We start from the raw sequence: 10,636 nt of genomic DNA, 5'->3' as shown, positions 1-10,636 counted from the left end.
CCCTGGAACCCCGAGCTGCCGCACTTGACACGGCAGCTCTTTTTGTGTCTAAAAGGATTAGAAAGTGCTGCTCTTATACTGATGGGATCTGCTGAGACGGGGGATTATGGGGCGGTTACTTTCAATCGGCATTTTTGAGCGGCTTGTGGATTTAGTCCTTTTTGGACGACTGCCAATGGCGCAGCCTGGGCAGCTGGGACTGATAGTAGGCGCGGGCTTGTTCCGGGGGCCAGGCTTCGCTGGAAAATTGCTGCGTAAGATAGTCGATCAGGGCATCCATGCTGGCGTAAGTGAAGGCGCCGTCGGCATAGCACCACTTGCAGTAATCCTCGTTGAAGCTGCCGTCGGGTTCTTTGCTGAGAAAAGCATCGTCCTCCAGGGGCATACCGCAGCACTGACACACTAGCTTGCGGGGACAGCCCAGCAGGGTGTTGATCGAAACGTCAAACAGCCGGGAAAGCAGTTTGAGCGCTTCGGTGTTGGGCGTTGTTTCGCCGGTTTCCCAGCGGCTGACGGCCTGCCGTGTGACGTAGAGTTTTTCCGCCAGCTGGTCCTGGGACCAGCCCTTTTGGCGGCGAAGTTGGTATAAGATCTCTTTGATTTCCATGGGATTTGGATCACCTCCACTTGTATTGTATCATATGCATGGCAGACCGCCAAGCAACCTGTTGTTGCCTTGACAGGGGAGGGCGGGCATGATAGGATGGAGCTGTTCCAAGATCACATGGCAAAAGACAAAAGGGGGTCATTTTTGATGACAGAAGCACAGACTTTGCAGAGGCGGGAAGCCGCCATTCGGCGCTGGTTTGCGATGTGGCTGAGAGGGCAGGACGAAGGCCTGGAGGAGCTGTTTACAGAAGATGTGGTTTATACCGAGAGCTGGGGCCCGCAGTACCATGGCCGCAAGGCGGTGGGGCACTGGTTTGCCGAATGGAACACCCGGGGGCGGGTTCTGGTGTGGGAGATCCGGCAGTTCTTTCATAAGGGAGAGCAGACGGCGGTGGAATGGTACTTCAAAAACCAGATGGATTCCGGCACGGTGGAGGAATTTGACGGCATCTCCCTGGTGCAATGGGCTCCTGACGGCAGGATCTGTGCCCTGAAAGAATTTGGCTGCAACCGGAATACCTACGATCCCTATGCGGAAGGGGACGCACCCCGTTTCCGGGACGAAAAGGCAAAGTGGTTCTGAGATCCGCAAGCATGGCCGCGGCCTGAAAAAAGTGTTGTAAAAGCGTAAAAGCCTCCTCTGCCGGGTTGACAGAGCGGGGCTTTTGTGTTATCATATGGTTAACGATTAGACTAATTGTTAATTGTTCGGAAAGGAGCGAAGCAGCCTTGAGCTTACAACATACCTTAAAGGCCCTGGCCGACCCGATCCGGCGGGAGATCCTGAATATGCTGAAAGACGGCAGGCTCTCGGCGGGGGAGATCGCCGGGCATTTCCCGGTGACGGCGGCCTCCATTTCCCGGCACCTGTCGGTGCTGAAAGACGCCGACCTGATACGGGATAAGCGGGAGGGCAAATTCATCTATTATGAGCTGAATGCCTCCGTGCTGGAGGAAGTGATGCTGTGGATCGCAGATCTGAAAGGGGAGACTGACCATGAAGAAGATGATCATGGAGAACAAGGGTAAGCTGATCTTGTCATCCCTGGTGGTGGTGCTGCCGGCGCTGTTGGGCGGCCGGATGGTGTGGGAGATCCTGGGTCTGCTGGCTGCCCATTGGATCTGTCTGGGAATCGTCTTTTGGGACAACGCCCGCCGGGAGCAGAGCAAAAAAGCGCTGGATATCGTTTATTGGCTGATGCCCATGATCTCGCTGGTGATGGGTTTGGGCCTGGTTTTGGCCCGGCAGGACTTCTATGGCTACACGGCTTTCAGCAGGGCGCTGATGTTTGGCATGGGGGCGCTGTTCTTTGTGGTGGGCAACCAGATGCCCCGTTTCCGTCCCAACAGCACGCTGGGCATCCGGCTGCCCTGGACCATGGGCAACGAGGAAAACTGGCGCAGCACCCATCGTTGGGGCGGCAAGGTGTGGGTAGTGGCGGGCCTGGCTGCCATGGTGGCAGCCCTGCTGCCCACAGCGGCCGGGGCGCGTCTGATGCTGGCGGCCGGAGCAGCGGTGATCGTCCTGCCCACCCTCTACTCGTACCTTTATTACCGGAAACAGCGGAAGGCGGGCGCTCCGGCCCTCACCGTTCAACTCAAGACCCGATGGGCGGTGTTTCTGGTGGCGCTGGCTGCTGTGCTGCTGGTGGGGCTGTTCGTTACGGGGAGTGTCAGTGTCTCCTTTGACGGCAGCGCCATGACCATCGATGGCGACGGCTGGAACGACATGACCATCCCATACAGCAGCATTGCCTCGGTGCAGTACCTGCCCGAGGGTCAGGCCCCCGAGGCGGGGGTGCGCACCTATGGCTTTGGCAATCAAAAAGTGTCGCTGGGCAACTTCCATAACGATGCTTATGGGGATTATATCCGCTACAGCTATGACAGCTGCGGCTCCTGTCTGCTGCTGGAGCTGGCGGACGGCCGCCTGCTGGTACTGAACGGCCGGGACGATGGCGCCACCCAGTCCCTCTACCGTGAGCTGACCGCAAAGCTGGAGCAGTGAGGGGGCGGCCCACCCCCTGGAAAAAGCCCCCGCCCTGTGCTATAATGAGGGCAGTCAGGGCGCATCCGACGCCAAAAAGGGGCAGGGCGGGTGAGCGCCGCGCCCGCACGGATCGATGGAGTAAAGGAGCTTGCTATGGGGTTCATCACATTCATCACAATGCTGACCCTTGTCTTTGTGATCCTGAAATGCCTGGGACGGATCGCCTGGTCCTGGGTGTGGGTGCTGTGCCCCGTCTGGATCTCGGTGCTGCTGGTGGCAGCGGTTTTTCTGGCAGTACTGGTAGGCGAACGGATCCGAACGGGCAAGTGGTGACAAAAAGAAAGGGCAGGAGAACCAGCGTTCTTCTGCCCTTTTGTTATGGTGACGCTCAGGTTTCGCCTATGTAAAGGACGGCGTAAACGGTGGAGATCTGGGCGGGGTAGCTCTCGGCGATGACCCCGTCAAAATAGACCGCCACATGGTCCCCGGCCTTCAGGCTGGTGTAGCTGTCGGCGTTTTCCACATCCCGCGAGACGCTGATCCGGCTGGCGGTCTCGTAAGCGGGATCTTCCCGGTCCACATCCAGGAGGAAATACTTTGCGTTGACGCCGGCCACTGTGCCCCGCACAGAGGGTTCTTCTTCGATGATTTCGTCGATGGTGCGGGCGCAGCCGGTCAGCAGGCTGACAGCCAGCCCCAGGCACAGGAGAGTGGACAAGATCTTGCGCAGCATTGCATTCTGCCTCCTTTCGTGGTTTTGTGATAGTTTTGTGACAATATAAGTATAACACGGAACCGGCTGTACGTCCAGACGATTCGGAAAGAAAATCCATCTGGAAAGCCCCCGGCTTCTCAGAAAGGGCGGATTGTGCTATACTGGGATGCGGCGGAAAAACTGCCCGCCCTGCGGCATTGCGGTCTGGATGATCGCTGGATGGAGCGGGCAGACAGAAAGGAGAAACAAAATGGGTTTTTTCAACAAATTGTGGGAGCACACCCACCAGCCGGGCCCCGGCGTGGAGGCGGATGAGCCCCGCAAAAAGGGCCTGCTCCGGCTGTGGGAGGTGTGCACACGGGATCTGTCCGGCTTTTTCTGGGCGGGGCTGCTGGCCCTGCTGGGCCTTGCACCCTGGATGGTGCTCGTAGGGCTGATGCAGGCCGTAGGGGCCCTGGTGCCCGTGGTGCTGGCGGGGGCCTTGGGCGGCCTGATCGCCGCGCCGGAACTGTGCGCTTTGTCCGACCTGCTTTTGCGCGGCCTGCGGGACGAGCCTTTCTATTGGTGGAGCACCTGGCGCAAAGCCTGGAAGGGCAGCCTGCGCGCCTGTTTGCTGCCGGGCGCTCTGCTGGGCCTGCTGGTGGCTCTGGACCTGTGGGCGGCCCAGGCTTTTTTGGCAGGACAGATGGGCCAGGGCGGCCTGTGGGCCGTCTTTGTGGGGCTGCTTCTGGTGGCGGGCCTGTTCCCGTATCTGTGCGCGCAGCTGGTACTGTTTGACCAGTCCCTGGGCCGTACCCTGAAAAACAGCGTCCTGCTGTTTTTGGCCAGCCTGCCCCGCAGCCTGGGTGCGGCGGCCATCCTGCTGGGGTATCTGGCCCTGATCTCCCTGTTTGCGCCGGCGTCCTATGTGGTGGCGGTGCTGGGGAATGTCTGGCTGCCGCTGGCCGCGGCCTTTTTGATGATCTACCAGCCCATGGAAAAGATCCTGGACCTGGAAAACCAGGTCCATGCGGCCCAGGAGGCCAGGCGCAGCGGCAGCTGAACTGCCCCCGCCAAACACATGCGCAAAGGGCCTGTCACGCTGGCACGAGTGCCGGCGGGCAGGCCCGCTTTTTGAGGTCCAGTGTTCACAAAAAGTTTACGAACGGGGCGCAATCTTTACGGCTTGCTCACATTTTTACCTTTTTTTGGTTGTATACTCTTAACGCTGTCTTAATACTTCTTTGGAAGTGCTTAAGATATAGATCCGGACGCCGGAGGGCCGTGCCAGCCCCAAAGCGCCGGATGCAGTCCCATGGCAAACAGGCAGGAAGCCCGGCATAGGAGATGGGAGCATCTCAAGGTAAACTCAAGGTTGGGTCAAGATTGGCTCAAGAAACATGTGCTATGCTGGTGCCAGGGTATGTCCTGAGACGTCGAATGTGCCGGACGGTCTGCCAAAAGCGCTAAAACGGCCGCGCGCACGCGCCCTGTGTCTGGCGCTTTTGGGCGAATATCGCAGCGTGTTTGACCTCACGGATACGCCCTAAAACAAAAGGAGGAAAAGAAACCGTGTTCAAGAAAAAACAACAGGGAGAGGCGGAGGCCCAGCAGGCCGCCCGCAGCCCTGGCAAGGGGTTCAAGCCCTTTCTCAAACGGAACTGGAAGCGGATCGCCGCAGGCGCGGTGGTCCTGGTGGTGGCGGGTGCCTTCCTGATGCCCAGGCAGGCTTCCCCTGCATCCACCAGTGTTTCCTATTTGCAGGATACCCCCCAGCGGCGCAGCATCACCAACGTGTTCAGCGATTCGGGGACCATTACGGCGGCCAACACCTATGAGGTCAAGCCGCTGGTGCGGGGCACCGTCCTCACCGCCGATTTCCAGGAAGGGGATATGGTCCAGGCCGGGGACGTGCTGTACACCATCGACAGCTCGGACGCCGCCAACAGCGTGGCACGGGCCCAGCTGTCCCTCAACCAGGCCCAGCGCAGCTATGAGGATGCGGTGAACGCCCAGTATGTCCGCACCGACATCGGGGGCACGGTGGTGTCCATCGGTGTGGCCCCGGGCGATGTGGTCACGGCCGGACAGGAAGTCGCCACCATCCGGGATGAGAGCGTGATGCTGCTGACGCTGGATTTCCCTGCGGCGGATGCAGCCGGCTTCGCGGTGGGTCAGACCGCCGAAGTGACCCTGGACGGCACCTATGAAAGGATCGCCGGTACCATCCGCTCCGTCTCGGGGGCCGATACCCTGAGCAGCGGCAGCCTGCTGGTGCGTTCGGTGACCATCGCGGTGCCCAACAACGGCAGCCTGACGGCGGCCCAGGCGGCCACCGCTTCGGTGAACGGGGTCAGTGCCCTGGGCTCGGCCCGGCTGGCCTACCAGAAGTCCCAGACCCTTGCCGCCGCCTCCGCCGGCACGGTGGCCGCTCTCTGCGTGCAGCCGGGCAGCGCCGTGGGGGCCGGGGCCAATGTCATCCAGCTGGCCAGCGACAGCCTGACCCGTCAGGTGGAGACAGCCAGCGACAACCTGCTCAGTGCCGAGCTGTCGGTGGATGACGCCAAGAATACCATGGACAACTACACCATCACCGCCCCCATCAGCGGCACCATCATCCAGAAAAACGTCCAGGCAGGGGAGACGGTGGGAGGCGACAGCACCACGGCTGCCACCGCCATGTGCATCATCCACGACCTGAGCTATCTGGAGATGACCCTGAACGTGGACGAGCTGCAGATCCTGTCGATGCAGGTGGGCCAGAATGTGCAGATCAGGGCCGACGCCATCCCCGACCAGACCTTCAACGGGGTGGTGACCAACGTGTCCTCGGCGGGCACCACCACCAGCGGCACCACCACCTACCCGGTCACCATCCGGATCGACGACTACGGCCAGCTGCTGCCCGGGATGAACGCCACCGCCGAGATCGTGGTGGACAGCGTCCAGGACGCCCTCTCCATCCCCAATGCCGCCGTGATCCGCGGCAGCTATGTGCTGGTGACCGCAGACTCCCCCAGCGCAGCCAACGCCGTGACGGATATGACCGCCCCCGAGGGCTATGTCTATGTCCGGGTCCGGACCGGCATCAGCGACGACGATTACATCCAGGTGCTGGAGGGTCTGGAGGAGGGCGACACCGTGGCCTACGACGCTTCGAGCGTCAGCTCGAGCAGTTATGGGGCCATGGGAATGCAGGTCACCGTTTCGGGAGGCTGAGGATGAGCGCACTCATTGAATTTGACGACGTCTGCAAATATTATCAGATGGGAGATACCACCGTCAAGGCGGCGGACCACATCTCGATGCAGATCCAGAAAGGGGAGTTCGTGGCCATCGTGGGCCAGTCCGGTTCGGGCAAGTCCACCTGCATGAACATCATCGGCTGCCTGGACGTGCCTACCTCCGGCGTCTACCGGCTGAATGGCCGGGATGTGGGCAGTATGGACAAAAACGAGCTGGCCGAGATCCGCAACGAGATGCTGGGCTTTATCTTTCAGCAGTACAACCTGCTGCCCAAGCTGACGCTGCTGGAGAATGTGGAGCTGCCCCTCGTCTATGCGGGGCTGTCCCGCAGCGAACAGCGCCAGCGGGCCGCCGAAGCCCTCGAACAGGTAGGCCTTGGCAACAAGCTGAACAACCGTCCCAGCCAGCTTTCGGGCGGCCAGCAGCAGCGCGCTTCCATTGCGCGGGCTCTGGTGGGCCGCCCGGCGGTGATCCTGGCCGACGAGCCCACCGGCGCTCTGGACAGCCACACCGGCCGGGAGGTGCTGGGCATCCTGCAAAAGCTGCACCGCCAGGGCAATACGGTGGTGCTGATCACCCACGACAACTCCATCGCCATGCAGGCTCCCCGGATCATCCGGCTGGAGGACGGGCGGGTGGTCTATGACGGGGACGCCCACTCTCCCGAGGCGGTGGTCCATCCCAACTACGCCTCCGAGGAGGCAGAGGGCCAAGAAGAACAACAACAGGAGGGCAGCGTATGATCTATGTCACCTTCCGCCAGGCGATCAAGAACATCTGGAGCAATAAATTCCGCACCTTCCTGACCATGCTGGGCATCATCATCGGCATCATGGCGGTGATGATCATTGTAGGTCTGGGCAACGGCCTGACGGAGAGCATGCGGGCCAGCGTCTCCTCCATGGGGATGAACCTGCTGCAGGTCAATGTGTACGGCCCGCGGGCCCGGAATGTGGACATCCAGGAGATGTACAACATCATCGAGTCCAGGCCCGACCTGTTCTCGGGCATTTCCCCCATGGTCAGCATGGACCGCACCAGCTCGGCCGTCAAGGTGGGGACCAAGAGCTACAACCAGACCAGTGTCATCGGGGTCAGCGAAGCTTATTTCGGGATGACCGGCACCAAGATCGCCCAGGGCCGGCTGCTCAATTATGTGGACTGCTCGGGATACAAGCGGGTCTGCATGGTGGGCGACTACATCGCCCGGGTGGCCTACGGCGGCAACGCCATCGGCCAGACCATCAAGATCGGTCCCAACCAGTTCACCATCATCGGGGTGGCTGCCGCAGAGGTGGATGACCCCTCGCTGCAGGAGGGCAGCAGCGACGACTACGTCTACATCCCTTACACCACCGCCCAGCGGGTGGCCCGCAACGCCGTCGCGGACACGTACGGTGTCACCACCGTGCGGGAAGATCAGGTGGCCGAGGGCAAGGCCGTGCTGGAGGCAAACCTGCAGGAGCTGCTCCACTCGGACAACAGCTACTTTGTCACCAGCCTTTCCGAGATGCTCAACACCCTCAGCTCGATGATCGGCATGGTGGTGTCGGTGCTCACCGTCATCGCGGCCATCTCCCTGCTGGTGGGCGGCATCGGCATCATGAACATCATGATGGTGTCGGTGGCCGAGCGCACCCGGGAGATCGGCATCCGCAAGGCTCTGGGCGCCAAGGAGCGCTCGATCCTGGCCCTGTTTGTCGTGGAGGCGGCTACCACATCGGCCCTGGGCGGCGTCATCGGCATCCTGCTGGGTTACCTGGTGTCGGCCGCAGCCTCCCCGCTGGTGGCCGTCGTCATGGGCGACCCCAGCATGACCATCAGCCCTTCGCCGTCGTCGGTGATGATCGCCTTCGGCGTGTCGGTGGGCATCGGCGTCCTGTTTGGCTACCTGCCCGCCAAGCGCGCAGCACGGCTCAACCCCATCGAGGCTTTGCGCTATGATTAAGGAGGAATACAAAAGATGAGAAAACGCTTCCTTGCGCTGCTGCTGGCGGCCTGCATCGCGTGCACCATGCTGGTGCTGCCCGCTTCGGCCAGTAGCGCCAACACCGCCGTCCAGACCGCAGTGATCCTGGGGGGCCTGACCGCGGACCAGACCGCCGGCCTCAACGCCCAGCTGACCCGTGGCCAGCTGGCCCGGCTGCTGGTGGCTTTCTCCCCCTACCGTGAGAGCGCCGGCGCCCAGGGCGCCGCAGGCAGCATCTTTACCGATGTGAGCGGCAGCGACCCCCTGGCCCCCTATATCCGCATCGCGGCCGCCCAGGGCTGGATGAGCGGCTATACCGATGGCTCCTTCCGGCCGGGCAGCCCCGTCACTCTGGAAGAAGCCTGCTCGGCGGTCCTCAAGCTGCTGGGCTATGACGTCACCACCCTCAGCGGCACCTTCCCCACCGCCCAGCTGAACAAAGCCAGCGAGCTGGGGCTGCGGGACGGCCTGACCTGCGCCCCCGGCCAGGGGATGAACCTGGAGGACGGCGCGGTGCTGCTCTACAATGCCCTCACTGCCCTGAACGGGGAAGGCCAGAACTACGGCACCTCCCTGGGCTTCACGGCAGAAGGGGGCGAGGTGGCCCTCTCCTCCATCGTGATGGGCAGCCTGGAAGGCCCCTTCGTGGCAGGGGAGAATACCCGGCTGCCCTTTGAGCCCGCCACCATCTACCGCAACGACACGGCGGTGGCCACGGCGGGCCTCCAGCCCTACGACGTCTATTATTACAGCCAGAACGCCAGGACCCTGTGGGTCTACTCCCGCAAGGCCGCGGGCCGGATCACGGCGGTGACCCCCTCGGCTAGCGCTCCCGCCACCGTCACGGTGGCAGGCACCGAATACACCCTGGGCACTGCGGCGGCCGCCGCCCAGATCTCCTCCCTCAACGGCGGGGGCGTGGGTCAGGTGGTCACCCTGCTGCTGGGGATGGACAACCAAGTGGTGCAGGTGCTGACCGGCCAGCAGGCCGAGCAGGTCTTTTACGGCGTGGTGCAGAACTCGGCCCGGAGCCTGATCGAGGAGGACGGCGCCGATGTGATGCAGAGAGTCACGGTGGCCTGCACCGACGGCGTGGCCCGCACCGTCCATGTGGACAAGAGTCTGAACTTCCCCGCCGGGTGGCTGGTGGAGATCACCGTGGATGAAAACGGCGAACAGGTGGAGAGCATCGACGCCCGCTCCCTCAGCGGCACCTTCAATGCAGAGGGGACCACCCTGGGGGATACCCCTCTGGCAGAGGATGTAGAGATCCTGGATACGACTTCGGAGGGTGTTGCTGGGGCGGTAAGCCCCAGCCGACTAGCGGGTGTGAACCTGCGCAGCGGTGATGTGCGCTATTACACCACCAACGCCGCCGGCCAGATCGACCGGCTGATCCTGGACGATGTCACCGGCGACCTGTGGACCTACGGCGTGCTGGACGATGTGCGCAACCTGGCCAATGTGGCAGGCAGCGCCATCGACGACGCCCTCAAGGACGGCCAGAGCACCACGCTGCCCGATACAGGCAGCCTGACCCCCCAGACCGGCAACCAGGTGGTGGGTATCAACCTGCCCAGCACCAGCGATATCCTCTATGGCATCATCGACGGCAGCATCGCCGGCACCCTGTGGCAGAGCCTGTCCTCCAGCACCGGCAGCATGGCCAGCTATGCGCTGCAGCTGCTGTCCCGCAACACCACGGGCACCATCAGCGATATCTTCGGCTTCTTGGGCAGCGGCGCCAGCTATGTCTGCTACGTCAACGGGGAGGCGGCCACCCTCAACACCGCCGTCAAATACCCGGTGGTGGCGGGCGGTGTGGCGGTCAGCCGCAGCACCAACGGCACGGTGAAAAACATGGTGCAGCTGATGCCTGTGATGATCGACCGGCTGGGCCCTGCCTCGGTGATGAGCGGCAGCACCCGCTACGATACCGCCGATGATATGCAGGTCTATCTCTGGTACAGGGGCCAGTATTACCCCACCAGCCTCTCCCAGGTGGATCCCGAGGGCTATCACCTGATCGGCTGGTACGACAACATGGGCTGCACCGCAGGCAGCAAAGTCCGGGTGCTGGTGGCGGTCAAAAAGGACTGACCCGGCCCTGAAGATCAAAAGAAAAGCG

Annotated in this window: 11 protein-coding genes; 9 read left to right on the top strand and 2 right to left on the bottom strand. The window is 62.1% G+C overall.

The window, feature by feature from the left end:
* Nucleotides 1-151: 151 nt before the first annotated feature.
* Complete coding sequence (locus tag B5E66_RS03725) at nucleotides 152-607, bottom strand: zinc ribbon domain-containing protein (protein WP_087228800.1); 456 nt, start codon at nucleotides 605-607, stop codon at nucleotides 152-154.
* A gap of 165 nt (nucleotides 608-772) precedes the next feature.
* Here B5E66_RS03725 and B5E66_RS03720 point away from each other — a divergent pair, with 165 nt between their 5' ends.
* The 4 genes from B5E66_RS03720 (at nucleotide 773) to B5E66_RS03705 (ending at nucleotide 2,932) form a co-directional block, all read left to right on the top strand.
* Nucleotides 773-1,192, top strand: a complete 420-nt coding sequence (locus B5E66_RS03720; RefSeq protein WP_087228839.1) for a nuclear transport factor 2 family protein — start codon at nucleotides 773-775, stop codon at nucleotides 1,190-1,192.
* Between the two features lie 146 nt (nucleotides 1,193-1,338).
* Nucleotides 1,339-1,638: an autorepressor SdpR family transcription factor gene (locus B5E66_RS03715; protein ID WP_087228797.1), complete on the top strand. Its 300-nt coding sequence runs from the start codon at nucleotides 1,339-1,341 to the stop codon at nucleotides 1,636-1,638.
* On the top strand, nucleotides 1,607-2,617 hold the full coding sequence (locus B5E66_RS03710; RefSeq protein ID WP_087228794.1) for an SdpI family protein: 1,011 nt from the start codon (nucleotides 1,607-1,609) through the stop codon (nucleotides 2,615-2,617). The genes B5E66_RS03715 and B5E66_RS03710 overlap by 32 nt, the downstream gene beginning before the upstream one ends.
* 135 nt (nucleotides 2,618-2,752) lie before the next feature.
* Nucleotides 2,753-2,932, top strand: coding sequence for a hypothetical protein (locus B5E66_RS03705; RefSeq protein WP_087228791.1), 180 nt, complete (start codon nucleotides 2,753-2,755; stop codon nucleotides 2,930-2,932).
* A 55-nt stretch (nucleotides 2,933-2,987) separates the two neighbouring features.
* Here the strand turns inward: B5E66_RS03705 and B5E66_RS03700 are convergent, their stop codons facing one another.
* Nucleotides 2,988-3,332: a DUF3221 domain-containing protein gene (locus tag B5E66_RS03700; RefSeq protein WP_087228788.1), complete on the bottom strand. Its 345-nt coding sequence runs from the start codon at nucleotides 3,330-3,332 to the stop codon at nucleotides 2,988-2,990.
* 232 nt (nucleotides 3,333-3,564) lie between these two features.
* Here B5E66_RS03700 and B5E66_RS03695 point away from each other — a divergent pair, with 232 nt between their 5' ends.
* From B5E66_RS03695 to B5E66_RS03675, 5 genes are all read left to right on the top strand, one after another.
* Nucleotides 3,565-4,356, top strand: a complete 792-nt coding sequence (locus B5E66_RS03695) for a hypothetical protein (RefSeq protein ID WP_087228785.1) — start codon at nucleotides 3,565-3,567, stop codon at nucleotides 4,354-4,356.
* 509 nt (nucleotides 4,357-4,865) lie between these two features.
* Nucleotides 4,866-6,512, top strand: coding sequence for an HlyD family efflux transporter periplasmic adaptor subunit (locus B5E66_RS03690; protein WP_087228782.1), 1,647 nt, complete (start codon nucleotides 4,866-4,868; stop codon nucleotides 6,510-6,512).
* Nucleotides 6,513-6,514: 2 nt separating this feature from the next.
* Nucleotides 6,515-7,282 (top strand): ABC transporter ATP-binding protein, encoded by a 768-nt coding sequence (locus tag B5E66_RS03685; RefSeq protein ID WP_087228778.1) that lies wholly within the window; start codon nucleotides 6,515-6,517, stop codon nucleotides 7,280-7,282.
* Nucleotides 7,279-8,487 (top strand): ABC transporter permease, encoded by a 1,209-nt coding sequence (locus B5E66_RS03680; protein ID WP_087228775.1) that lies wholly within the window; start codon nucleotides 7,279-7,281, stop codon nucleotides 8,485-8,487. The genes B5E66_RS03685 and B5E66_RS03680 overlap by 4 nt, the downstream gene beginning before the upstream one ends.
* Nucleotides 8,488-8,502: 15 nt before the next feature.
* Nucleotides 8,503-10,608, top strand: a complete 2,106-nt coding sequence (locus B5E66_RS03675) for an S-layer homology domain-containing protein (protein WP_087228772.1) — start codon at nucleotides 8,503-8,505, stop codon at nucleotides 10,606-10,608.
* The last annotated feature ends 28 nt before the right edge of the window (nucleotides 10,609-10,636 follow it).

Origin of the sequence: Faecalibacterium sp. An121 (assembly GCF_002160915.1) — a bacterium.
GTDB classification, from domain to species: Bacteria; Bacillota; Clostridia; order Oscillospirales; family Ruminococcaceae; genus Faecalibacterium; species Faecalibacterium avium.
This window is presented reverse-complemented; position numbering and strand designations above follow the sequence as displayed.

Excerpts from the sequence above, each read along its gene's own strand:
- B5E66_RS03725 (WP_087228800.1), bottom strand. The coding sequence starts at position 607 with ATGGAAATCAAAGAGATCTTATACCAACTTCGCCGCCAAAAGGGCTGG.
- B5E66_RS03710 (WP_087228794.1), top strand. The coding sequence starts at position 1,607 with ATGAAGAAGATGATCATGGAGAACAAGGGTAAGCTGATCTTGTCATCC.
- B5E66_RS03705 (WP_087228791.1), top strand. The coding sequence starts at position 2,753 with ATGGGGTTCATCACATTCATCACAATGCTGACCCTTGTCTTTGTGATC.
- B5E66_RS03700 (WP_087228788.1), bottom strand. The coding sequence starts at position 3,332 with ATGCTGCGCAAGATCTTGTCCACTCTCCTGTGCCTGGGGCTGGCTGTC.
- B5E66_RS03695 (WP_087228785.1), top strand. The coding sequence starts at position 3,565 with ATGGGTTTTTTCAACAAATTGTGGGAGCACACCCACCAGCCGGGCCCC.
- B5E66_RS03685 (WP_087228778.1), top strand. The coding sequence starts at position 6,515 with ATGAGCGCACTCATTGAATTTGACGACGTCTGCAAATATTATCAGATG.
- B5E66_RS03680 (WP_087228775.1), top strand. The coding sequence starts at position 7,279 with ATGATCTATGTCACCTTCCGCCAGGCGATCAAGAACATCTGGAGCAAT.
- B5E66_RS03675 (WP_087228772.1), top strand. The coding sequence starts at position 8,503 with ATGAGAAAACGCTTCCTTGCGCTGCTGCTGGCGGCCTGCATCGCGTGC.